Source organism: Mesorhizobium kowhaii, assembly GCF_042431665.1.
In the GTDB taxonomy this organism is placed as follows: domain Bacteria; phylum Pseudomonadota; class Alphaproteobacteria; order Rhizobiales; family Rhizobiaceae; genus Mesorhizobium; species Mesorhizobium kowhaii.
In genome coordinates, this window is sequence record NZ_JBHLYT010000037.1 from 17,798 (window position 1) to 41,019 (window position 23,222).

At 60.6% G+C, this 23,222-nt stretch carries 23 protein-coding genes; 17 read left to right on the forward strand and 6 right to left on the reverse strand.

Features of this window, described 5'->3' with window-relative positions; all coding sequences use genetic code 11:
• Positions 1-78 precede the first annotated feature (78 nt).
• The 3 genes from ACFFNA_RS22615 to ACFFNA_RS22625 all read left to right on the forward strand — a co-directional run bounded on the left by ACFFNA_RS22615 (position 79) and on the right by ACFFNA_RS22625 (position 3,672).
• Positions 79-2,253: a YbhB/YbcL family Raf kinase inhibitor-like protein gene (locus tag ACFFNA_RS22615; RefSeq protein WP_167392287.1), complete on the forward strand. Its 2,175-nt coding sequence runs from the start codon at positions 79-81 to the stop codon at positions 2,251-2,253.
• A gap of 153 nt (positions 2,254-2,406) precedes the next feature.
• Positions 2,407-2,694 carry a hypothetical protein gene (locus ACFFNA_RS22620; protein WP_378921774.1) on the forward strand — a complete coding sequence of 96 codons (288 nt, stop codon included), beginning with the start codon at positions 2,407-2,409 and terminating at the stop codon, positions 2,692-2,694.
• Between the two features lie 21 nt (positions 2,695-2,715).
• Positions 2,716-3,672, forward strand: a complete 957-nt coding sequence (locus ACFFNA_RS22625) for an alpha/beta fold hydrolase (protein WP_095090200.1) — start codon at positions 2,716-2,718, stop codon at positions 3,670-3,672.
• Positions 3,673-3,730: 58 nt separating this feature from the next.
• On the opposite strand, the gene ACFFNA_RS22630 is transcribed toward ACFFNA_RS22625, so the two are convergent.
• Entirely contained in the window at positions 3,731-3,871 is a 141-nt protein-coding gene (locus ACFFNA_RS22630) for a hypothetical protein (RefSeq protein WP_378921795.1), read from the reverse strand.
• Between ACFFNA_RS22630 and ACFFNA_RS22635 the strand changes: the two genes are divergently transcribed.
• The 14 genes from ACFFNA_RS22635 to ACFFNA_RS22700 all read left to right on the forward strand — a co-directional run bounded on the left by ACFFNA_RS22635 (position 3,870) and on the right by ACFFNA_RS22700 (position 20,753).
• The gene (locus tag ACFFNA_RS22635; protein WP_378921793.1) at positions 3,870-5,072 is read left to right on the forward strand and encodes an ABC transporter permease subunit; all 1,203 of its coding nucleotides are present in this window, start codon (positions 3,870-3,872) and stop codon (positions 5,070-5,072) included. The genes ACFFNA_RS22630 and ACFFNA_RS22635 overlap by 2 nt on opposite strands.
• Positions 5,069-6,472: an ABC transporter permease gene (locus ACFFNA_RS22640; protein WP_095090199.1), complete on the forward strand. Its 1,404-nt coding sequence runs from the start codon at positions 5,069-5,071 to the stop codon at positions 6,470-6,472. Before ACFFNA_RS22635 ends, ACFFNA_RS22640 begins: the two co-directional genes overlap by 4 nt.
• 9 nt (positions 6,473-6,481) lie before the next feature.
• Positions 6,482-7,171 (forward strand): bacteriorhodopsin, encoded by a 690-nt coding sequence (locus ACFFNA_RS22645; RefSeq protein WP_095090198.1) that lies wholly within the window; start codon positions 6,482-6,484, stop codon positions 7,169-7,171.
• Positions 7,172-7,231: 60 nt separating this feature from the next.
• On the forward strand, positions 7,232-9,427 hold the full coding sequence (locus ACFFNA_RS22650; protein ID WP_095090197.1) for a flotillin family protein: 2,196 nt from the start codon (positions 7,232-7,234) through the stop codon (positions 9,425-9,427).
• 28 nt (positions 9,428-9,455) lie between these two features.
• Positions 9,456-9,902: a hypothetical protein gene (locus tag ACFFNA_RS22655; protein WP_095090196.1), complete on the forward strand. Its 447-nt coding sequence runs from the start codon at positions 9,456-9,458 to the stop codon at positions 9,900-9,902.
• A complete protein-coding gene (locus ACFFNA_RS22660) occupies positions 9,899-11,776 on the forward strand; it encodes a hypothetical protein (protein WP_378921778.1) in 1,878 nt (625 codons plus the stop codon). Before ACFFNA_RS22655 ends, ACFFNA_RS22660 begins: the two co-directional genes overlap by 4 nt.
• Before the next feature lie 12 nt (positions 11,777-11,788).
• Positions 11,789-12,739 carry a LysR family transcriptional regulator gene (locus ACFFNA_RS22665; protein ID WP_378921780.1) on the forward strand — a complete coding sequence of 317 codons (951 nt, stop codon included), beginning with the start codon at positions 11,789-11,791 and terminating at the stop codon, positions 12,737-12,739.
• Between the two features lie 77 nt (positions 12,740-12,816).
• Complete coding sequence (locus ACFFNA_RS22670) at positions 12,817-13,779, forward strand: LysR family transcriptional regulator (protein WP_378921782.1); 963 nt, start codon at positions 12,817-12,819, stop codon at positions 13,777-13,779.
• A 120-nt stretch (positions 13,780-13,899) separates the two neighbouring features.
• Positions 13,900-15,066 carry a CaiB/BaiF CoA transferase family protein gene (locus ACFFNA_RS22675; protein ID WP_095090511.1) on the forward strand — a complete coding sequence of 389 codons (1,167 nt, stop codon included), beginning with the start codon at positions 13,900-13,902 and terminating at the stop codon, positions 15,064-15,066.
• Positions 15,063-16,397, forward strand: coding sequence for an MmgE/PrpD family protein (locus ACFFNA_RS22680; RefSeq protein WP_095090184.1), 1,335 nt, complete (start codon positions 15,063-15,065; stop codon positions 16,395-16,397). The genes ACFFNA_RS22675 and ACFFNA_RS22680 overlap by 4 nt, the downstream gene beginning before the upstream one ends.
• A complete protein-coding gene (locus tag ACFFNA_RS22685) occupies positions 16,397-17,554 on the forward strand; it encodes an acyl-CoA dehydrogenase family protein (protein WP_095090180.1) in 1,158 nt (385 codons plus the stop codon). Before ACFFNA_RS22680 ends, ACFFNA_RS22685 begins: the two co-directional genes overlap by 1 nt.
• Before the next feature lie 12 nt (positions 17,555-17,566).
• On the forward strand, positions 17,567-18,427 hold the full coding sequence (locus ACFFNA_RS22690; RefSeq protein WP_378921785.1) for an HTD2 family dehydratase: 861 nt from the start codon (positions 17,567-17,569) through the stop codon (positions 18,425-18,427).
• Positions 18,427-19,263: an HpcH/HpaI aldolase/citrate lyase family protein gene (locus ACFFNA_RS22695; protein ID WP_095090175.1), complete on the forward strand. Its 837-nt coding sequence runs from the start codon at positions 18,427-18,429 to the stop codon at positions 19,261-19,263. Before ACFFNA_RS22690 ends, ACFFNA_RS22695 begins: the two co-directional genes overlap by 1 nt.
• 2 nt (positions 19,264-19,265) lie before the next feature.
• Positions 19,266-20,753 (forward strand): NAD-dependent succinate-semialdehyde dehydrogenase, encoded by a 1,488-nt coding sequence (locus ACFFNA_RS22700; protein ID WP_095090173.1) that lies wholly within the window; start codon positions 19,266-19,268, stop codon positions 20,751-20,753.
• Between the two features lie 325 nt (positions 20,754-21,078).
• On the opposite strand, the gene ACFFNA_RS22705 is transcribed toward ACFFNA_RS22700, so the two are convergent.
• The 5 genes from ACFFNA_RS22705 to ACFFNA_RS22725 form a co-directional block, all read right to left on the reverse strand.
• The gene (locus ACFFNA_RS22705) at positions 21,079-21,393 is read right to left on the reverse strand and encodes a type II toxin-antitoxin system YafQ family toxin (RefSeq protein WP_210200184.1); all 315 of its coding nucleotides are present in this window, start codon (positions 21,391-21,393) and stop codon (positions 21,079-21,081) included.
• An 18-nt stretch (positions 21,394-21,411) separates the two neighbouring features.
• Positions 21,412-21,684 (reverse strand): type II toxin-antitoxin system RelB/DinJ family antitoxin, encoded by a 273-nt coding sequence (locus ACFFNA_RS22710; RefSeq protein WP_245331265.1) that lies wholly within the window; start codon positions 21,682-21,684, stop codon positions 21,412-21,414.
• A 314-nt stretch (positions 21,685-21,998) separates the two neighbouring features.
• Positions 21,999-22,142 carry a hypothetical protein gene (locus tag ACFFNA_RS22715; RefSeq protein WP_167392285.1) on the reverse strand — a complete coding sequence of 48 codons (144 nt, stop codon included), beginning with the start codon at positions 22,140-22,142 and terminating at the stop codon, positions 21,999-22,001.
• Positions 22,143-22,673: 531 nt separating this feature from the next.
• Complete coding sequence (locus ACFFNA_RS22720; protein WP_378921789.1) at positions 22,674-22,985, reverse strand: PAAR domain-containing contractile injection system baseplate protein; 312 nt, start codon at positions 22,983-22,985, stop codon at positions 22,674-22,676.
• Positions 22,986-23,003: 18 nt separating this feature from the next.
• On the reverse strand, positions 23,004-23,222 hold a 219-nt coding region (locus ACFFNA_RS22725; RefSeq protein WP_378921791.1), incomplete at its 5' end, for a hypothetical protein.

Consider the following 23,222-nt stretch of genomic DNA (forward strand, 5'->3'; position numbering starts at 1 on the left):
CCCGTCAGCGGTGACGGGGTGGCATTTCCTTCATTCCGTGCAAGTCTAGCCGACCAACGTCGGCCAACTGGACCTATGATGTCGTACCCCACGGTTGAACTCTCATCGGTCAGGAAGACCTTCGGGCCGACTGTAGCGCTCGGCGGTTGCAACCTGACGGCCTACGCTGGGGAGGTTCATGCGATCATTGGCGGCAACGGCTCGGGCAAGAGCACGCTGGCGAAGGTCATCTCCGGCGTACTGATACCGGACAGTGGCCAGGTGTCGATACTCGGAAAGTCGGCAACGTCTCCGCACGAGGCGCGCCAGCTGGGCATCTCAAATGTCTTTCAGGAGGTGCTCGTCGCGGACGAGTGCTCGGTGCTGGATAACCTCTATCTGGGCGCGGATGGCCTTTTGGGTTCGTCCATGAACCGGGAAGAAAAAGAAGCCAAGGCATCCGCATTGATGCGCGAACTCCTCGGCTTTGACATCAATCTCTCCGGTTTGGTGGGCGAACTACCCCTGAGCGTCAGACAATGGGTGACGATAGCCAGGGCTCTCCTGACTGATCCCAAAGTCCTGATTCTCGACGAGTCCTCGGCCGCGCTCGACTTCGATTCCACGGAAAGGCTGTTCCGCAAGATGCGGCAGCTCAAGCAACGGGGGGCAAGCATCCTGATCGTCACCCACCGGATCGCCGAGCTGGTGCGTATCGCCGACCGTGCGACGGTTTTGCGCGACGGCGTGGATGTCGGCAGGCTGGCGAAGGAAGAGATTACCGAGGCCAGGATTCTCGAACTGATTGCCGGTGCCGAGCGCAGCGGCACAAATCGTGATCAGCCGTTGCCGACGCGGCGCGGCGATCGGCCGGTCCTCCGCGCAACCGATTTTCGGGTCTGGTCAGACGCTGCCCCCGTGAGATTCACCGTGTATCCTGGCGAGGTCGTCGGGATTACCGGGCTGGATGGGCAGGGGCAGGCGGATTTCGTAAGATGCATCGCTGGCATCCAGTCTCCGATCGCCGGCCGGTTGGTGGTGGTCAACGACGGCAAGGCCAGTGAGGTCACGGATCTCGCATCGGCGCGACGCAATAACATCAGCTATGTCAGCGGCGATCGCAAGAAAGAGGGCACCTTTCCCAATCTGAGCATTTACGAGAACCTGCTGCTTCCGGTGTATCGCGAATTCCGCTCGGGCGGGGTGCTCAACTTCATTAACCGCACCAAGCTGACGCCGGTGTTTGAGTGGGAATCCAGCAAACTGGCCGTTAAGATGGGGAGCCCGGAGAACCTCATCACGTCGCTGTCCGGCGGTAACCAGCAGAAGGTACTGATTGCCAGGGCCTTCGCGGAAAAACCGGTGGTTCTGGTGCTCAACGATCCTGCCCGCGGCATCGACGTCGGGGCCAAGCTCGATCTCTACCGCAACCTGAAGGAATTCGCTGCGCGCGGCAACGCCGTGGTTTTCCTGTCCAGTGAACTGGAGGAATTTCTGAACCTGTGCACGCGGGTTCACGTGTTTCGCAATGGCGCCATATCGGCGGATTTCGAACCGCCTTTCGATGGCCATGCCATCCTCAACGCCATGTTCGGCCGCCGCGCGACGGCGCGCTTGCCCGGCGAGGCCGCCAACGAGAATGGCCCAGGCAAGCCGGCGACTGTCGCCGAGAGTCACAATCCCAGACTTGAGCAGGGCAGGCCGGTGCCGAGGCCTGTGACGCTGCTGAACAAGGAGGTAAACCATATGGCGGCAACCCCATCTTTCATGCTGAGTTGTCCTGATATCGCGCCTGGTAGCGTCATCCCGGACCGGTTCACCGAGGACAACCGGCTTTCGCCGAGACTTGTTTGGTCTGGGCCGCCGGAAGGCACGCGCAGCTTTGCCTTGGCCGTCACCGATCCTGATCTGCCGGAAGCATTTAATTTCCCCCGCTCGTTTGCGCACTGGCTGGTGGCGAACATTCCGGTCGAGGTTCGTGAGCTCCCAGAAGGCGCCAGCGGCAGCTTGCGGCTGACGCACGGCGCCGCTGAGTTCAACAGCGACTTCGTGACATTCAAGATCCCAGGGTTCGGCAAGGGATATGGCGGCCCTTGGCCACCGGACAGGGCTCACCGGTACTTTTTCACGCTCTATGCGCTCAAGGCGGACAAGGTCGAGTTGCCGGCCGACGCCGATCTTGGCGCATTTGCGGCTGCGGTCATGCCGGTGGCCATCGATGCAGCGTCGTTCGTGGCAGTCTACGGGCCAGCAAAGAAGTCTCTGCCCGCGTAAAAACCGGGCAAGTAATTCCCCAATCAGGAGGATCGCATGAGTAGATATGGAAGCAGGAGCAGCTTTGATCTGGAGTGGATCGAGCGATGGGCAAGGAAGGTCAATGACGACCGCATTTTGCCGGTAGTAGGGCGGTTTTTCACGAGTAAGTTCGTGCTCGGCTTCGACGACACGGAGTATCTCGTCGACGTCCGGGGCGGCAAGATCCAGAAGATTGCGCAAGGCCTCACTGCGAATGACATGGGAGTCGAATTTTGGCTCAAGGCGCCGAGCAGCGCCTGGTCGAAATTTGCCCAGGAAATCCCACCGCCGATGTTCAACGACATATGGGCGATGGCGCATCCGCTGCACAAGCAGCTGATTATCGAGGGCAATTCGCTCCCCTTCTGGCAAAATCTGCGGGCGCTGACGCGCATGCTCTCGCTGATGCGACAAGTTTAACGGCAGCGCAGGAGAGTTGTCATGAATACACACGATCCAATCGTTGGGCGCTACGTCTACGTCCAGTGCGAAGGCAAGACGTACCGCACCTATTACGAGGAACACGGCGAGGGCATTCCGATGGTCTGCCTGCACACGGCCGGCACGGACGGGCGCCAGTATCGGCACCAGTTGTGCGACCCGGACATCAGCCTGAATTTCCGCGTTATCGCTTTCGACATGCCCTGGCACGGCAAGTCGATCCCGCCTGCAGACTTTCACCTGATGGAAGACGAGTACAAACTCACAACCAAATTTTACTGCGAGTTCATCGTGGCGTTCTGTCGGGCCCTCGAACTGCGCAAGCCGGTCCTCATGGGCCAGTCGATGGGCGGCAACATCTGCCTGGCGCTGGCATTGCGCTATGAGAGCGAGTTTTCGGCCTTTATCGCGCTAGAGGCATGCGACTACTCGCCGGGATGGTGGATCGACGCGCTGCATCACCCCCATATCCATGGCGGCGAGGTGGTTGCGACTTCGGTGTTCGGCCTCATGGCACCGCTCTCGCCGGACGACTATCGGTGGGAAACCTGGTGGTACTACGCGCAGGGCGGTCCCGGCATCTTCAAGGGCGATCTGTACTTTTACAGCGTCGATTCTGACTTCCGGGATCAATGCCAGAAGATTTCTGGGAAGGTGCCGATCTATTTCCTTACCGGTGAGTATGACTTCGCCTGCACGCCGGAAATGACCCAGCGCACGGCCGAAAAAGTCAAGAATTCGGAATGCATCATCTTTGGCGGCGGCCACTTCCCGACCTCGGAAGACCCGGCAAAATTCAAGGAAGTGATCACGCCGGTGCTGAAGAAGATCCTTGGTGCGGATCCCGAACGGCGCGGCCAGGGCAGCAACGCCCTTTCCGGACGGAGCATTTCCGAAACTCGGTCGACCGCTCGCAGTGAGCGGACCAGTGAAGGCCGGAAGGTCATCGAGTTCTAGGTTGCGCTAGCAACGAAAGACAAATGTTGATGTCCCAGTCCAGGGGTTCCCAGAACACCTACCTGTTGGTCCCGATCCTGCTGATCGCGCTGCTCTTGAGTACCGCGGTCATCAGGGGGCCGAACCTTGTGTCCTTGTCGGGGTTCGGTAGCGCGATCATCGTGTCGGCGCCCCTGATCCTGGCGACATTCTCACTCATGGCCCTGGCTGTGGCGGGACGTGGGACAGTCGACCTTGCGGTCGGACCCTTGCTCGCCTTCATCAACGTCACGATCGTCAAGCTCAATGGCCTTGGCATCGTCACGGGTCCCTTTGGCGTCTTTCTGGTCGCCCTGGGGATTGGCGTTCTCTATCAGCTCTTCTTTGCCCTCATCATCATTTTCGTGCGCGTCCAGCCGATCATTGTAGCGCTCAGTGGCTTTCTGGCCCTGACCGGGATCAACCTCGTCATCCTCCCAAGACCTGGCGGCACCGCACCGGACTGGATGTCGTCCTGGGGCCTCGGCAACACGATCTTTTCACCGATCTTGCTGATCGTGCTGCTGGCTATCGCGGCCTGGCTGCTGTTCACCACGACGTCGTTTTACGCGAATTTGCGTTTGATGGGCTACGATGAGCGTGCGGCTTATACGAGCGGCGTCCGCATCAACGTGGTGCGTATTGGGGCTCACATCATCGCAGGTCTCTTCGTTGGCTTGGGCGCGATCTGCTATACCGCCCTGATTTCGTCAGGAGATCCGACACAGGGCACCACCATGACGCTGACGGCAGTGACCGCCCTGGTGCTGGGCGGGGTCAGCCTGTCCGGTGGACGCGGTGGCGTGGCTGGCGGGCTGCTGGGCGCGCTCAACCTCTTTCTTATCGGCTATGTTCTTGCCACGTTCAATTTCGGTTCCACGCAAGCCTTTGTGACGCAGCTTTTCTACGGGCTGATCCTCGTTCTGTCGCTCTTGCTGACCCTTCTGGTCCCCATCATCGGGCGATACCTCCACTTCATTTCACCCTTTGCGGCCTTCGCGGTCCTGGGCTGCGTGGTCGTCGGGATCATGCTGTACATCAGCACCCGCGATACCTATGGCGTGGCCGTCGCCGGCGAGGCCTTCAAGTCCAATCCGGACGTGATGACCCGCTATCTGCTGCTGCCCGTACAGTCGGGAAGCGGGCCGGCTCTGCCCGATCTCACGCCGCTGCAAAAGATCGTCTTCGGCTTCGCCGTCATCTTGGCCGTGCTGACGTTCACTGTCCGCGTCATCGTAGCTGAAGCGGTTTCCGTGCGCCTTGGCGCCTTCATCTATGTCTTCGTCTCGGCACTCATCCTGCTCCTCTTCCTGGTCGTCGGCCAGCAAAGCCACGCGGCCGGAATTCTGGCGACAGGACAATCGTTGGGGATCGGGCCATGAGTCAGACTTTCGGCGACGGCGGCCGCAATGGCGGTCTCTTCATCCCCCATTCGCGCGCCTTGGTGTGGCTTAACCTCGCCGTCACGTTCGTGGTGGCGGCGATCAGCTTCAGCCTGGGTTTTTGGCAGGGGCTCAGCGCCCAGATCGTCATCCTCTACACCATCGTTCTGGCCGCCGTGCTGTTCTGGCTGATCAACTACGTCGCCGTCATCTTCGAGTCCCGATCTTCGTCTCTTGAAACCGACACTGCAGCCCCGGCTGGCGCCGGTGGCGTCTGGGCCGGCAACCGAGTTCTGATCATCACCATGGCGGTGATGTTGATCGTGTATCTGCTGATCACGGCCACGGTCCCGTCCTTCAGATCCCTTGGCAACCTGATAGCCTTCCTGCTGCTGGAAGCGATCCTGGTCTTTGCGTTCAAGGTCGGTAACCGTTTCGCCCATGGCCGCAGCGCCTTTATTGGACTGATTGTGCTGCTGGCGCTGATTGTGATCAGTTCCTTTACGATCAACGGGTTCCTCTCCGCAGCCAACATCAAAGCAATTTTGCTGTTTGCAGCCTTCCTGGGCATTGCCTGCGTCGGGCAAACGCTGGTGGCGTTGCTCGGCGGCTTGGACCTCTCGATCCCGTTTGTTATCGGCGCGTCCAACATAGGGCTTTTGTTCCTGATCGGTCTTGGCGTACCGCCCTGGCTCGCGGTGGTGTTCGTGCTGATCATCGGCGGTGCCTTGGGTTTCTTGAACGGCGTTCTGTCCTACCGCCTGCAAGGTCAGGCATTGATCCTCACCCTCGGAATGGGATTTGCAATCGCTGGGCTTGTCCAGATTCTGACCAGCATTGGATCGTCCTTTGGCGGCAACGTCTTTGGGACCGTTCCGAAATGGCTGCAAAATCTCGCCGCCATGAACGGTCGTACCTTCGGCCTGGCTGTCCCGCCAACGATCCTGTTGTGGATTGTCATCGCGGTCATAGTCATCGTTGGCCTGCGTTATTCCGCCTTCGGCCGCTACATCTACGCCCTGGGCGGCAATCGCCGCTCGGCCAAGCTGATCGGCGTCTCCGAGTTCAAATACTGGACACTCGCCTACACCATCAGCGGCTTCTCCGCGGCGTTGACCGGGGCGCTCCTGCTCGGTTGGAGCGGGGGTGGCTTCATCGGGGTCGGCGACCAGTATCTTTTCACAACCCTGGCCGCAGTCGTGATCGGCGGGACGTCGCTCATGGGCGGATATGGCGGCTATGGCTACACCGTGATCGGGGTACTCGTCCTGCAAGTCCTGAGCGCCTTCCTGATTGGCATCGGGCTCAAATACGAATGGCAACAATTCATTTTCGGTCTTCTGATCCTGCCGATGGTCGCGCTCTACGGCCGCGCCCCTCACATCAGAGCCCAGGTCTAGGGAAAGCCCATGTTTGGAACACTCTTTCAGTCCAGCGCCGTGGTCAGCACCGCGCTCAGCGTTGCAACCCTTGCCATGTTTGCCACAGCTGCCCTGGCAATGCTGGGCCTGACATGGACGTCAGAGCGCTGGCGGGTTCCCCTGGCGCTGTCAGCCGTTGCGCTCCTGGCGTCGGGCCTTGAATACTATGCTGCCTCCAACATCTGGCTGGTGGGCCAGCAGCTCAGCGCCGCCTCACGCTACGTCGCGTGGTTCGTGGTCCAGCCGATGCAGGTCGCATCGGTGTTTTTCTTTACCTGCATTGCAGGGAAAGTGCCCGTGGGCGTGTTCTGGCGGACACTGGCCGCGGCAATCCTGATGGTGCTTGCTCGCTACCTCGGTGATGCACGGCTTTTCAACCCAACCCTTGGCGTGCTGCTGTCGATCGCGTTCTGGCTTTATATCCTGGGTGAATTGTATTTCGGCGCCATGGCAGATGCCGTTGGCAAGTCGACGCGGCCCATCCGGCTCGGTTATTTCTGGATCAGGCTGATCATGACCATCGGTTGGGTGATTTACCCGATCCTGCATTTCGTGGATGTCGTTATCGGCACGGGACACGTGGCACCGATCATTGTGCTCTACACCGTTGCTGACCTTATCAATCTCATCGCTGTCTCAATGATCGTCCTCGCCGTCGCCGGCGAGGAGCGTTTCTGAAGGCTGTCAATCTTTCGCGCCAACCTGCTCGGCGCCCGCGGTTAAGTGGAGGATCGTCCCATGAATGGCTCTGATGTGATCGCAGTCGTTATTCTCATAACGATCATCATCGCGATCGGTGTCTATCTGCTGCACTGGCTTTACAGACACTCGTCAAAAGACCAGTCCTTCGTCCGAACCGGCCTCGGCGGCGAGCGGGTGGTCATGGGCGGTGGTGCGCTGATCATCCCGATTGTCCACGACATCACGCGCGTCAACATGAACGCGATCCCGGTGGAGATCCGGAGGCTCGGCGAGCAATCCCTGATCACCAGGAACAAAATGCGCATCGACATCATCGCCGAGTTCTTCGTGCGGGTGGTGCCGACGGAAGCCGGGGTGTCGACTGCGGCCCGCACCCTCGGTGACCGCACCCAGAACCCTGCCGCGCTGAAGGAGATCGTTCAGGGCCGGTTCATCGATGCGATGTCGGCCATCGCCTCCACGATGACCATGGATGAAATCCACACCAATCGCGGCCGCTACATGAGTGAGGCGGCCGCCCTGGCGGCGACGACCCTGGGGTCGAATGGCCTCGAGCTTGAAAATGCCTCTCTGACGAGCCTCAACCAGACCGACATCTCCGTATTTGATCCCTCCAATGCGTTCGATGCCGAAGGCCTGACGCAGCTGACCGAGCAGATCGAAGAGCGCCGCCAGCTTCGCAACCGCATCGAAAACGAATCGCGGATCGGCATCAAGCTCAAGGATTTCGAGACCGAGCAGCGGTCTCTGGAGATCGAGCGTGACCTCGAATACGCCCGCATCGAACAGACGCAAGCGATCGAAATCCGTAAAGCCGCCCAACTGGCCGAGATTGAGGCCGAGAGATCTAGTTCCACAATCAGTATTCAGAACGCCAGGATCCGCAGCGAACAAGAAGGCGAGCGGATTCGTATCGCCAAGGACCGGCTCATCGATTCCGAACGGATCAACACTCAGTCGGAGGTGCGGTCATTGGAGATCAGGAAACAGCAAGAGACCGAATTGACGGAGATTATGTCGCGCCGTGAGCTCGAGATGCAGAGGATCCAGAACCGCCGGGAAGTTGAGGCGGAGCGGATCGACAACGAGCAGCATGTGAAGGAGTTTGAAATCCGTTCGCGTCAGGAGCTGTCGATCATCGAGACGACGTCATCGGCAGAGATCGACCAGGCCAAACTGGAGAACCAGCGGATAACCGAGTCGCACCGTATTGAAACCGATAAAACCATTGAATTGCTCGCCGTGGCGAAGTCGAAAGAGGTTCGCATCAGCAACGAACTTGCTGAGGCTGACCAGGAAAAGGCGCGCCTGAAGAAACGTTACGATGTCGATGTCGAACGATTGAGGGTCGACGAGGAAATCGTGCAGCTCGAGATCGAGAAAAACCAGAAGATCAAGCTCGCCGAAACCAAGGCGTTTCAGGAGATTCAGGACGCGTCGATCGCCGCCAACCGCCAGATCGACGAGTTGCGCATCGCTGCGCGGAAGTTTGTCGATAAGTTTGAGATCGAGCAGCAGAAGGAAGTCGAAATCATCGACAAGGAGCGCCTGATCGCGGTGATCAACAAGTCGATCGAGGAAGCCTACGCAAAGACCGAGGCTGCGGAAGCCCTGAAAAAACAGGTTGAACAGGAAGAGCAGGTCAACAGCGCACGCGAAGAAGAGGTGGCCGAACGCATCAAGCGGATCGAGCTCATTCAGTCCTCGTCCAGGGTCGAGCGTGACGCCCAACGCGTCGTTTCTTCGGCAAAGGCCGAGAAGGAAGCCACGGAACTCAGGGCGCTGGCGGAAATCGCCGACTCCAATGCGGCCGAGGTCCGCTATGCCAAGGACGCCGCCGGGAAGCGCATGCTCAACGAGTCCGAAAACACCCGTTCGGATGCCAGCAGACGCAGTGCCATCTACGAAAACCTCGTCAGCAATCTGCCGAGCATCATCCGCGAAACGGTCAAGCCGATGGAAAACATCGAATCGATCAAGATCCTCCAGGTCGACGGGCTGCCGGGTCTCAACAGCCCGTCCGAGATGGGTGGCGGGGGAGAGGGCGGCTCTGGCGGCGGCAACATGACAGACCGTGTGGTGAATTCCGCCATGAAGTATCGCACTCAGGTCGCCTTCGTAGACGGTCTCATGAAGGACCTGGGACTGCCGATCGAAAACCTCGGAAGCGCCGGCGGCATGTCGTTCCGGAACTTCCAGGGTCCGGATGCGCCGAAGGACAAGGACGACTGAGCGCGTACGAAACTAGCGAGAGCAACCGATGACCCCGCTCGGCAAAAACGAAGCGCTGGACCGCCACGCCTTGGTCATGGCCTGCTGGTTGGCAGCGGCCATGCCCGCCGCGATCCTGTTTGAGTATGGATTTGGCCGGGGCGGAACACCCTATATCCTTGCCGGGTTCGCGGCCATTCTGGCAGGCTTTGTCGCCCACGTGATCGTCAATGTGGTCTACGGGACGGGTTTCTCGCCCCGAGAACTGGGGCTCGGCCTGGTCATCTACGGACTCGCGCTTGTGTTGTTCGTTGTCCTCTCGCTGGTTAGCGCGTCGTTTGCCGCGCACAACTTCTTGCCGCTGAGCATCGGTTTTATCACAACGGGGGCCGTGGTCGTTTTCTACCTGATCACCCGGTACGGGGCACGGCAGGCCTTCGCAGCGTTCGACGTTATCCGGGACTTCCGCTCACGCTCGCCGGGAGACCATATATGACCCCGCTCTTGGTTTCCGTGCTCGGCATTGTCGCGGTCCTGGGCCTTTACCTTGCGACCATCAGCGGCCGTCACACCCAGCAACCCGGTGATTTCGTCGACGCGGGCCTGGCATTGCCGCCATGGGTGACCATCTTCGCCGGCGCCGGCATCACCTTGGCCAGCCTCAGCCTTCCCGATCACCTGCTTTTACTCGCCACCTTCGGCCTTCAATATAACCAGGTTGCAGTCGGTCTCATCTGTATCGCCCTTTGCGCTGCCATCACGCAGAAGCGGGTCTGGCTTGCCGCCCGGCTGACCTCGCTGCGCACGCTTGGTGACCTGCTGGGCGATTACTTCGGTAGCACGACCCTTCGCATCTATTTGCTGCTCGTGCTGTTCCTTTTCAGCATCCCCTTTGCAGCGATGTGCCTGTCTCAGGCGGGTGCCCTGGTGAGCGCCGCGACCGCCAACGACGTTCCGTCCGGTCTCGCAATCTGGTCGATCGCGTTCGTCCTGTTCCTCTGCAGCGTGATCGGAGGCTGGCGCGGGATTGCCTATCTTGTCGCCGCCCAGTCCCTGCTGGTCCTGGCCCTCATGGTATTTTTCGGCGGGTTCACGGGCATTACGCTCGACAAATTGGCATTCGCCGTCAACGGGATTGGTACAGCCAGCGGTGTGCTGCCGGACAAGATCCCGGGCGTGATCCAGTTTAGCGCCGGCATTGGCAAGGAGCTGCCGGCCGGGGGGCTCTGGACCACCTTCGCGGGACTGACGTTCGCCCTGTCTCTGGGCGGCATCGCCATCAGTCCCGGCTTCAGCTTTCTGGGCGTGACAAGTGCGCCGCGCCGCGGCCTTGCATTTGGCCAGGTCTGGATGATCGCGGGCCTCGCGGCTGGCACCCTGATACTGATCGGGCCGGTTCTGGCCGCGGAGATTGCGGCCAGTGGCTCGCTGACAGCCTTCACGACACGACTGGCAACGCTCGATCCGATGGTGGCGGTGGGCTTTACACTTCTTCTGGTCGCGTCGAGCCAGATCGCCGTCGCATTCTTTGCCGGATCAGGTGCATCGGTGTGCACCATCGAGCTGACGTCACGATACATTATCCCGGGCATGGACCAGCGTTCGACGCGGTTTGCCGCGCGCGTGACCCTGGCGCTCGTCTACGGAGCAGTCGCTGCCGTCGCGAGCTTTGCGCCCCTCAGCGCTACAATCTTCTCATCCCTCACGCTCAGCCTGTCCATGCAGCTGCTGCCTGCGGTGCTCGGGTTGTGCTGGATGCGTTGGATCAGCCGCAGCGGTGTTCTGGCCGGTTTGATTGTCGGAAGCCTTTGTGTGGTGTTCACCGAGAGCTTTGGGCTGGTGCTGTTCGAGCGGCTCTTCGTCGACCTGCCATGGGGTCGCTGGCCCTTGTCGGTCCATTCGGCGGGATGGGGACTTGCGACCAATTTTACGGCGTGCCTCCTTGTGTCCCTGTTTACTCGCAGCGGCGCCGAGCGGGATCGCAGGGATCGCCTCCATGACGCCTTTGAGGAGAGCCAGCCGGCGCGTAACGGGAGCCAGGCGGCCACAACGGCCAAATGGGCCCTGACACTTCTGTGGGCGTTTTTCGCGCTCGGCCCCGGTGCAATCCTCGGCAACACATTTTTCAGCGAGCCGATTTTTGCTGGCACGGTGGTGGCACCGGGAGTGCCTTCGCTGCTGATCTGGCAGGTCCTGTTCTGGTTTGTCGGCGTATTCATCGTGTGGTGGTTGGCCTATCAAGGACGCCTGTCCGTTATCGATGAACGTCCTAGCCACGGGATCGTCCTCGTGCCGGAGGTGAACCCATTGTTAGAGCCAGTTTCGACCCCGTGGATCGCACGGCTCCTCGACCGCGTGACCGGCCGGTAACCGGGGCAGGGCATGGAAGGCATCGACCTCAGGCGTCTGCGCTATTTCATCGCGGTTTGCGAGCACGGCGGCTTCTCCCGCGCGTCCCAATCCATAGGGGTCGCCCAGCCGTCCCTGACGCGACAAATCAAGCTGCTCGAAAAGGAAGTCGGTATCTCGTTGATTAACCGAAGTGGGCGCGGTGCCGAGCCTACGGCCGAAGGACGGTTCCTCCTTGGCCAGTCGCGCCTGCACATCGATGGGCTCGATCATGCGGTCCGTGAGGTGCGCCAGCGCTCGGATAAGCTCAAAGGCGAGATCTCACTTGGCATATGCCCGACCATTGTGCCGCTGTTTCTGGAAGACATACGCAATTTTGTTGAAGCCCAGTATCAGGGTGTGACGCTGAATGTTGTCGAAGCCTACAGCGGCGACCTTGCCAGTCTCATGCGCGGCGGCCGCCTCGACGCTGCGCTCACCTATCGGCCGAGTGCGACGGATCAGCTCGACATCGTGGATCTGTTCGCAGAGCGCCTCGTGCTGGTAACCTCTTATACCCGCGCTCAGGTCGACGCGCCGCGCCAGCTGAGTGACATCAGCCGGTTAAAGTTGATATTGCCGAGCGAAATCCATGAACTGCGGCGGATCATCGATCGGGTCTATCGCGAGCGTGGCATCGCGCTGCAGCCGGAACTCGAACTCGACTCGCTCAACGCCGTAAAAGCTGTCATTGCGGACAAAACCACCCAGTACGCAACCATTCTGCCGCACTCGAGCGTCACGCGTGAACTGGCCGGGCACGTGCTGAGCGCTTATGCGATCGCCGACAGCGCCATGGTCCGCACTATAGCCGTGGTGCGGCCCCAGGGAGGCAGCCCCCGGAAAGTGGTGCTCACCGCCTTGATTGACGAAGTCCGCCGGCAGGCGGGACGGATCAAAAGATCCATGGGCAGCGCCGACGTGGTCTTGTTGGGACAGGGATAGACGGACCGCCGGTTTTTGTCGTTCCCTCAATAACGAAATGTTATACGCTAGCCCTCCGTAGAGCGTAGGGAGGCGTTTTGGATCTTCGGCAGCTAAGATATTTTTCCAAGGTCGTCGAGAGCGGCTCGTTCTCGAAAGCCGCGACGCAGCTTCATGTAGCACAACCCGCGTTGAGCCAGCATGTCAGGCACATGGAAGAGGAGCTTGGCCTTGCTCTCCTGCATCGCGGGCCGCACGGCGTCAGTGCGACCGAAGCGGGCACGCGGCTGATGGTGCATGCCAAGCGCATCCTTGCCGAGTTTGCCGAAATTAACGACAGTGTCCGGGGCGCCGCCATAGCCCCTCGCGGCGAAGTGCGTTTCGGCCTACCGGGTACAGTGAGCGAGCTTCTTGCGGCGCCGCTGATCGAGGCCGCCCGCGAGCGGTTCCCCGAGGTGCGCATCCGCATCGTTGAGGCGATGAGCGGCTACATTCTGGAATGGTTGAAGCGCGGGGAGGTTGACCTCGCGATGATTTATGCAACTTCGGATCCCCGGGGGCTCGCGGTACATCACGGCTTGTCCGAGGAAATCTGTCTCTTTGCCGGCCCGTCGATGCAGGGCCAGGCCGACTTGCAGGGCTCTTCTGTGGAGCTTCGTGACGTCGCCGGACTGCCCCTCGTTGTGCCGGGCCCGGGCCACGGCCTGCGAGAACTGATCGAAGCCGTGGCAACGTCAGTCCAGGTCGCCATCAACCCGGCGATCGAAATCGACTCCTACACCCAAATCAAGAGATTGGTGACACGTGGCATCGGTTACGGGATCCTGCCGCGGATGGCGATCAACGCTGAGGCGCAGGCCGGCTTGTTTCGGGCGTGGAGTTTCCAAAACCCGCCAATTACACGTAAAGTGTACCTGGCTTACTCGACCGAACGGGCGTTGCAGACAGCGCCCCGCGCCGTCGGGCAGCTATCGTGGGAGATCCTTCGCCAGCTGGTCAAGGACCAGGTCTGGAGCGCAGAGCTACCCAACGAAAACCAGCGACCCAACCTCTTCGGCTAGGGTGCTGCAGGCGGGCGGCCGACTGTACCGTTTCGCTATACCTCCCATTACAAAACGCTATTTGACGGAAGGACCCCTTCCGGTGCGATGGTATCGGAAAAGCAGCATAAGGAGCGAGCCATGCCAGGCGCGCTGGAGGGAACGACCGTCATCTCGCTGGAGCAAGCCGTGGCCGCGCCTTTGGCGACGTCCCGTCTGGCCGACGCGGGCGCGCGGGTCATCAAGCTCGAGCGCCCCGAGGGCGACTTCGCGCGCGGCTATGACGATTATGTTCACGGCCTCTCCAGCTATTTCATCTGGAACAACCGCGGCAAGCAATCCTGCACCGTCGATCTGAAGCAGCCGGATGATCTTGCGCTGGTCGAATCCATGCTCGCCACCGCCGACGTGTTCGTCCAGAACCTCGCACCTGGCGCAACCGACAGGTTGGGCATCGGCAGCGCCGACCTCAGGCGGCGGTTCCCCAGGCTAATCGTGTGTGACATCGGTGGCTACGCACCCGGAACACCCGACCACGAGCGGAAAGCCTACGATCTGCTGATCCAGGCGGAAGCGGGCTTGGCGGGGGTCACTGGGTCCGCAACTTCTGGCCCGACCCGGGTCGGCATATCGATCTCCGATATCGCTACGGGACAGGGGGCCTACGCCGCTATCCTCGAAGCCCTGATCATGCGCAGCCGAACTGGGGACGGGGCTCACCTGCAGCTTTCCCTTTTCGACACCCTCGCCGAATACATGAACGTGCCATATCTGGCGCGCCACTACGGTGGCAAGGAGCCGCGGCGGCTTGGGCTCGCCCACCCCTCGATCGCGCCCTACGGGCTGTTTCAGGTGAGTGACGGGGAAATCCTGATCGCCGTCCAGAACGAACGCGAATGGGTCGTCTTCTGCGACAGTGTCCTGCGCCGGCCGTCGGTTGCAACGGACCCGAGATTCGAGCGCAACGTGCTTCGCATCAAAAACCGCGAGCCGCTTGACGCATGCGTGCAGGCGATCTTGGCGACCTACACCATGTCTGCATTATGCGAATTGCTTGACAACGTCAGAATTGCCTATGGCCGTGTGTCGACCATGGCGGAACTGGCGGTGCATCGCAGTGCCACCAAAGTATCGGTTGAGACCGCAGTTGGTCCGGTTGAGCTGTTTGCGCCGCCGGTCACTGTCAATGGCATGCGTCCCGTGCTTGGCAGTGTGCCTTCGCTCGGGGAACACGATGGGGCTTTGCGGCAAGAGTTCGGTCCTCCAGATATGGTAGGTCCCAAACGGATAGGAAATGCAGCACTATGAGCTTGACCCGCGACCTGACACGGTTGATCCGTGAAAAGCCAGTGACCGACCGCGACCTCGAATGGGCATCGCTATTCGTCCTGGATACGCTCGGCTGCGCCCTCGGCGCATTGCCAACCGAGCCCGCCCGCATGCTGAAGGTGGTCGCCCCGCCGGCGCAAACCGATACCGCCCGCAAGGCGTTCTACCTGGGCGGCCTAGCACATATCTTGGAGATGGATGACCTCCACCGGGACTCGGTGACCCATCCCGGCAGTGTCGTCATTCCTGCGGCCTGGGCGGTAGCCCACGACCACGATCTTGGCGGTAAAGCGTTTCTTCGCGCGGTTCTCGCAGGATACGAGGCCTGCTGCCGGGTCGGCACCTCCGTCGGCAAGAAGCATTACCGGGTCTGGCACAACACCTCGACCTGCGGGCCGTTCGGTGCGGCGTTTGCCGTGGCGGAGCTCCTCGGCCTCGACGACACCAGGACCGTATGGGCGCTTGGGAATGCGGGTACCCAGTCATCGGGTCTTTGGGAGTTCCTTGCCGAAGGCGCCATGAGCAAGCATCTCCACACCGCCAGGGCTGCGGAATCAGGCGTCATCGCTTCGTTCCTGGCCAAGGAAGGATTCACGGGCGCGCAGAACATCCTGGAAGGCGAGAAGGGCTTCTACGCCGGTCTGTGTCCGGACCCGATTCCGGAGGCCGTCACGGCAGGGCCTGAGCGGGCCTGGCAACTGATCAAGACCTCGATCAAGCCATGGCCGTGCTGCAGACACACCCATCCGGCGATCGACGGCGCGATCGCCTTGCACAACGAGATCGCCGGGGAAGCCATCGCAAGGGTTCATGTCGGGGCTTACCGGGCGGCCCTTGACGTGTGCGACCGGCCCATTCCGGAAGATCCGTACAGTGCCAAATTCTCGCTGCAGCACACGGTGGCGATAGCGCTCGCGGACGGCCGCGTCGATCAGGCCAGCTTCGATGCTGATGCACGGCAACGAATGGTCGGCGAACGCAAGAAGGTCAGGGTCGAGCTGGCGCCGTCGATCGATGCCGCCTATCCGGAATCGTGGGGTGCCGAGGTGATCGTCGAGACGGCTTCCGGCAGACGCTTTTTCGCCGCCCGACACGACGCCAAGGGCGATCCCGATAACCCGGTGACGGCAGCCGAGCTGTCTCAGAAGGCGCGCACGCAGCTCGTCGCCGGCGGCACTTCGCAAGCCCGTGCCGACGACCTGATCGGCGCTATCCTGGGCCTTACCGACAACCGTCCGGTGCGCTCGCTGGGTCTGTTTGAAACCGCTGGGGACGCGCCTCCCCAGGTTCATGCCGCGCGGAGCGCCTGATGTTCAAGGACTTTGACAACGAGGACATCCGCGACGCCGTGCGCCGGCTCTGCGAGCGGTTTCCGGGCGAATACTGGCGCAAGCTCGATGCCGGCCGCGCCTACCCCGTGGATTTCGTCAACGCGTTGACCGAGGCCGGCTACCTTGCGACGCTGATCCCCGAGGAATATGGCGGGTCGGGCTTGACGCTTTCGGCAGCGGCCGCCGTGCTCGAGGAGATTCAACGGGCGGGATGCAATGGTGCGGCTTGCCATGCGCAGATGTATGTCATGGGCACGGTGCTTCGCCACGGCAATGAATCGCAGAAGCAGTGCTATCTTCCGCAAATCGCCTCCGGAGAATTGAGGCTGCAGGCGTTCGGTGTAACCGAGCCGACCAGCGGCACCGACACCACTTCAATCCGTACCTTCGCACGGAAGAACGGCGATCACTACGTGGTCAACGGTCAGAAAATCTGGACCAGCCGGGCCGAGTACTCGGATCTCATGCTGCTGCTCGCCCGGACCACCCCGAAGGATCAGGTCGCAAAGCGCACTGACGGCCTATCTGTGTTCATTCTTGATATGCAGGAAGCACTCAAGCAGGGTCTCTCAATCCGGCCGATCCGGACGATGATGAACCATTCCACGACGGAGGTCTTTTTCGATAATGTGAAGATCCCTGCCGAAAACCTGATCGGTGAGGAAGGCAAGGGTTTCCGGTATATCCTCTCCGGGATGAATGCCGAGCGGATCCTGATCGCCGCCGAATGTGTCGGCGACGCCAAGTGGCTGATCAACAAGGCTTCCACTTACGCATGCGACCGCAACGTCTTCGGCCGGGCCATCGGCGCCAACCAAGGCGTCCAGTTTCCCATCGCTAAGGCTTACGCGAACATGCGTGCAGCCGAACTCATGGTCCGCGAAGCCACGCGGCTCTATGAGGCCGGTCAGGACTGCGGCGCTGAAGCGAACATGGCCAAGATGCTGGCTGCTGATGCTTCCAATGAAGCCGCGAACGCCTGTATCCAGACGCATGGCGGTTTCGGATTCGCTGAAGAATATGACGTCGAACGCAAGTTTCGCGAGACCAGGCTTTACCAGGTTGCGCCGATCTCGACGAACCTCATCCTGTCCTACCTCTCCGAGCATGTGCTCGGGATGCCACGTTCGTACTGACGGTAAAGGCCAGTGGACGCGACCGAACAGAAGCTATCGGCAGAATGGATTGGCCGTCAGAGCGAAAGCATCGATGTCGTTTCGGAGCGCCTCGTGATGAGCTTCCGCGCCATTTTCGAACCGCATCTAGCGCCGCTGCCCGCAGATGCCGCCTCGTTGGGCATCCATTGGTGCCTGTCGCCGGCAATCGCCGGCATGGACCAGTTGGGTGCTGACGGACACCCCGCCAAGAACCTGTCGTTGCCGCCTGTGCCGCTGCCGCGCCGCATGTGGGCTGGTGGTGAACTTCAGCTGCATGATCACCTTAGGGTCGGTGACAAAGTCCGCAAGGCGTCCACCATCCTGGACATAGTGCGCAAGCAAGGCCGATCCGGTGAACTCTGGTTCGTCGCGGTCGGCCACGCTTATCATTCCGATCGTGGTCTCGCACTGAGTGAACGGCAGGACATCGTTTATCGGGAAGCTGCGATCTCGGGAAATGGCGTGTCTCGAAACACCTCACCGGCCGAGCCCACGGCAATCCGGCCAGCAGCGCAAGTGTGGTCTGTCGTTCCTTCGTCCACGTTGCTCTTCCGCTACTCTGCGATCACCTTTAACGGTCACCGTATCCACTACGATCTGCCTTACGCGACCGAGGCTGAAGGCTATGAGGGGTTGGTTGTCCATGGCCCCCTCCAGGCAACGCTTCTCCTCAACCTCGCGGCGTCCCAAGGCGCCGGTATACCCCTGACGTTTCGCTACCGCGGGATAGCTCCGGCGATTGTAGACCGTGAACTGACCGTCAGGGTCGGCATCGATGGTCAGCGACTCTGGACGCAAGGCGGGAGCGGCGCCGTGCACATGGAAGCCGATATCGACCGGGGTGTGGCCTGATGTCTGCGCAGGGTGACTTGCATTTTACGCCTGTCGCGCCTTTGTTCGTTCCGGCCGACCGGCCAGAGCGTTTTGAAAAGGCCGACCGGTCCGGAGCCGACGCGATTATTATCGATCTTGAGGACGCCGTTGCGCCCGCCGCCAAGGATGGCGCCCGGTCCAACCTTCACCATGCCCTGACATTGCGGAACCCCACCTACGTTCGGATCAACAGCCAAGACAGCAGCTGGTACACGACTGACCTTGCTGCAGTCGGGGCGCTCGGGCTTCGGCGCATCTGCCTGCCAAAAGCGGAGTCCGCGGCGATCCTCGACGCGATGGTTCGGATTTTGGGTGACGACATCGAGATCATGGCGCTGATCGAGACGGCGCGAGGGCTGCAGGCGGCGGGGGCGCTGGCCGCTCATTCGCATGTCGCGAGACTGGCCTTCGGACCCGCAGATTTTGCGCTGGACTTGGGTGTGCCCGCCTCCAATGACCTCAAAGCGCATGCCATGATGCGGCTGGCGGTGGCGAGCAGGGCCGCCGGCATGCCCCTGCCGTTGGATGGCCCATCCTTCGAGGTCACGGACACCGCCAGACTGGCCACCGAATGCCAGCAGGCCTTAGATCATGGGGCCGGCGGGAAGCTTTGCATACACCCTGCCCAGACTTCCCATGTCATCTCGGCTTTCCAGCCGAGTGAACAGCAACTGCGCTGGGCGCAGCGCGTCGTCGACGCGGCCCGGGACGGCGCAGCGCGCCTTGTCGACGGCAAGATGATCGACGCTCCCATTATCGCCCAGGCCCGGGCACTTCTCGCGCGGGGCCGTTCGCAACTCAGTGAAGGTGTCTAACCATGGCCGTATCAGCGACACTCCTCAACAAGATCAAGGACAAGGATCTGATCCGGGAAGCGGGATTGATCGGCAAGGAGTGGCTCGGCCAATCCCGGTCCGGACAAACCTTCGAGGTCACCAACCCTTCGACCAGCGAAGTGCTGGCCAGGCTGCCCGATTTTACCCGAGCCGACATCGCCAATGCGATCGATGTGGCCTATGTCGTCCAGAAGGAGTGGGCTGCCCGTACCGGCAAGGAGCGCGCTGCAGTCATTCGGCGCTGGTATGATCTGACGATCGCCAATCTTGATGACCTGGCGACGATCCTGACCGCTGAAATGGGGAAGCCGTTCGCCGAGTCCAAGGGCGAGATCCTCTATGGCGCGTCCTACATCGAGTGGTTCGGCGAAGAGGCCAAGCGCGTCTATGGCGACACTATCCCCGGTCATGCCCGTGACAAGCGGATCGTCGTGATCAAGCAACCTGTCGGGGTCGTCGGCGCTGTTACGCCCTGGAATTTTCCCTCGGCGATGGTGGCGCGCAAGATCGCTCCGGCGCTGGCGGTGGGCTGCTCGATCGTCTTCAAACCGGCAGCCCTGACGCCACTCTCCGCCTTGGCCCTCGCCGTACTTGCGGAAAGGGCAGGGGTGCCGTCCGGGCTATTGAGCGTTGTCCCGATCACGAAGAGCTCGGACTTCGGCGATGAGGTTTGCGAAAACGAGAAGGTTCGCAAACTCACGTTCACCGGGTCGACCGAGGTCGGCCGCACCCTGATGGCGCAAGCCTCGGCGCAAGTCATGAAGCTCAGCATGGAACTGGGCGGCAACGCACCGTTCATCGTCTTCGACGACGCCGATGTCGATGCGGCCGTCGAAGGAGCCCTCGTCTCCAAGTTCCGCAATGCTGGCCAGACCTGTGTCTGCGCCAATCGCCTTTACGTGCAGAGCGGTATCTACGAAGAGTTCGCCGACAAGCTCGCGCATCGCGTCAAAGCCTTCAAAGTTGGTGACGGCTTTGCGGAAGGCACCGAGATCGGCCCGCTGGTCGATGACCGCGCCGTGGCCAAGGTCAGGCGTCACATTGAGAATGCAGTCTCTCAGGGCGCCAGCATTGTGGCGGGTGGGCCAGACCACCCTCTTGGCGGCAATTTCATCTGGCCGACTGTCCTGACCGGGGTAACCTCCAAGATGGCGGTCGCCCGCGAAGAAACTTTCGGGCCGTTGGCGCCCTTGTTCCGCTTCGATGCGGTCAATGACGTCATTGAGATGGCAAATGACACCGAATTCGGGCTTGCGGCCTATTTCTACGCCCAGGACATGAGCCGTGTGTGGGCCGTCGCGGAGGCCTTGGAGTATGGCATGGTTGGCATCAACACCGGGCTCATTTCGACTGAGGTCGCGCCGTTCGGGGGTATCAAGCAGTCAGGATTTGGCCGGGAAGGTTCGAAATACGGCGTCGATGATTACCTGGACCTGAAATATTTGTGTTTTGGGGGGCTCACGAGCTAAGGCGCAACGCAAGCCTTCTCCACTCGCGGGCGAGCGTTCGGCCGTCGGAAACCGCTTACAGTTAACTGACAAAAATAGACCGGAACGGCGGGATGCATACCACCTTGAGCGCGTCGAAGAGGATGGGACTACCGCGGCGATTGCGGTTTTCTATTCGACGCGCGAAGCGGTAACCATTATCCCCGAGCCTGGACGAGAACTACCGCTTGTGCTCGTGACAAGCAGATATGCGGCATTGGATAGCAAAAGCCCCCAATCTCCCTTGGGCGGCTCTGCCCTTTTTGCGGTATACAAATCGCGATGTCGGGCGCGCCAGCGCCGCGCCTTATCTTCCAAACAGCTCTGAATGTGAGCCAAGCCTGACAAATTCGACGAAGTCGTCATCGGCAGTATAGACAAGGAGAAAGTCACCACCGATATGTGCTTCCCTCGCCACTTTCCACTCTCTACCTGAGAGCTCGTGGTCGGCCCACTCAGCGCCGAGTGGCCTTTTCAGAATGATCAGCGTCATCAATTCGATTGCGCGACTCATATCCATTTTCCCGGCCTTATTGTATCGGTTCCAGTCCTTTCGAAATTGTCTGGTGTATTCCGATGCTCTTGGAAGGGAGGTGCGTCTGACGTCGCTCGGTTTCTTCAAGCTGCTTGCTCGCTGAATTTACTTCTTGCCGTTCAGCTCGGCGAAAAGCTCATCCGGTGTCATAAAGCGAGCCTTACGGGCCTTCCTGATCTCACGAGCCTCCGTCAGGGCGGCGCGGGTTGTTTCGTTGGGAACCTTGAGCTCGAGAGGAAAGCTTTGGCTCGCCACAACTCGATGAAGAAACACCCGAACGGCATCCGAAAGCGAAAGACCGAACGACCCAAGAACCAAGGAAGCCTCTTCACGAATGTCATCTTCGACCCGAACATGAATCATTTTAGTGGCAGCCACATCAAGACTCCTTATAACGAACAACTCGCCGGTGGCCCACTCACATCGAATGGCGATATGACCCCCTATATGTGTCTCAATTGCGATACAGTCAAGGGCTATTGAAGTTCGTGGCGACTCCTGCGCCTACCGGAGTGAAAGGCGGCAATCCAGGCTGCGACTGCCCAAAGATGTCTGCGGCCGTCGACGGCACCTGCGTGCGGACGCGGCACCTTCAGGAGATCGAGCATGAATGACATATGGTTGGCGATGTAGCCAGCACTCGGGTTGGTTAGCTCCAGCCTTTGATCGCAAACCATGAAGCGCGATCGGCCTCAAAAGTCCCGTGCGACCTCCATCAGGATTTCGGCCGCTGTTTGGTGGCGTTTGCTGCCGATGTTATGGAATGGATCTGCCAGCTTACCGGGGCGCAGACGTCCGACGTTGTTAACCCAGTGACGCCAGACGACACGGATCATGCCGTCTCAAGCACGTCGGTCCATCTCGGCAAACTGCGTCCCGCTCGATCGAGGAAGAGGACGTCGGCGACGGCACCGTGCCAACGTGGAGCGGCTTCACGTCCTCTCTGCAACGGCAGTTCGTGGGTGGCGAGCACGGGACCATTTATGTACGCACTCCACTAAAGTATCGTCGGCGCTTGCGTGCCCTCGTTGCGCGGCCGCCACGTCTGCCGGTGCTGAATGCGGGAGGCTACAGCCTTCAAGCTGTTTGAATATTCCAGATCGTCTAATTTCAGCTCACAGGAGTAGACCACCGTCTGGCGCATCGCAACGATCACGTGGTCCTCGCAGTCGTGCTCGGCCTCGGCCGCCCGCATCCTGAGTTGTTGCCCGCTCCGCCGCAGAATTGGTCGCAAATACGCCCGGGGTATTCTTCAAGCTCTCGCTTCATCGCCTCCGGCATCGGCACGAGCGGCGGCGTGGCGTTGCCCTGCACGATGCCGCGGCGTCTCGAAGTTCGAGTCGGCGCCAGCGCGTTCGCCGGCGATGTTACTCGAACGTTATCCACGGCACGCCTTGAACCAAGCGCCCACCGTGTGAACAGGAATCTCCCATCCGCGCAATCCTCTTGCCGTTGATCCGCGCGATTGAAGAGCCTTCTTTAATGCTGTCGGAGGTTGTCGGCGCGCCGGAACATAGGCATCTGTCGCTCACGGTGGCGATTGGAACGCCCTCCACGCAGACAAAATTCTGACCGGTCAAGATCACGGGGCCGCCGATATGCGGCCGTGGTCCAGGCTCGACCAGGGGGCAGATATGCATGTGGCCTTTGAGGCTAACAAGTTGTCCAACCATGTCCATCTTCTCAGTCCCGTCCCATTATGCTCCCAGAAAGTTGATCGAGATCCACAGGAGCCATCCGGCGATTTCAAGATGAGCTGATGGCACGACGACCGTTCTCGACTTCGACGGAGCCCGGACGCCGCGGCTAGGGCCATTCGACCAGACATTTCCGAGCTGTTCAGGACGCGAATGACCGACGCGAGAACACCACGAGACATTTGCCAACAGCGGTGACATGATCAAGCTTTCGTGCTC